Origin of the sequence: Citrobacter sp. TBCS-14, assembly GCF_005280805.1 — a bacterium.
GTDB classification, from domain to species: domain Bacteria; phylum Pseudomonadota; class Gammaproteobacteria; order Enterobacterales; family Enterobacteriaceae; genus Citrobacter; species Citrobacter gillenii.
The window spans coordinates 295-571 of record NZ_SZWM01000370.1; the positions used below are offsets into that span (position 1 = coordinate 295).

At 49.8% G+C, this 277-nt stretch carries 1 protein-coding gene; it reads left to right on the top strand.

Going from position 1 to position 277, the window contains the following annotated elements:
* Positions 1 to 228: MerR family DNA-binding protein (locus FDX22_RS31155; RefSeq protein WP_255432938.1), on the top strand; the 228-nt coding region annotated here is incomplete at its 5' end.
* Positions 229 to 277: the final 49 nt, after the last annotated feature.

Genomic DNA, 277 nt, shown 5'->3' on the forward strand with positions numbered 1-277 from the left:
TTGCTTTCGATCCGTGTTGATCCCGAACACCATACCTGTCAGGAATCAAAAGGGATCGTCCAGGAAAGACTGCAAGAAGTCGAAGCACGTATTGCCGAACTTCAGACGATGCAGCGGTCTCTGCAGCGATTGAATGATGCATGCTGCGGCAAGGCACATAGCAGCGTGTACTGCTCTATTCTTGAAGCTCTTGAGCAAGGCGCCAGTGGAACAATATCAGGCTGTTGATTTCTTGAACTGCCGGGTCTACACTCGCGGCGTAAATTACTACAAACTG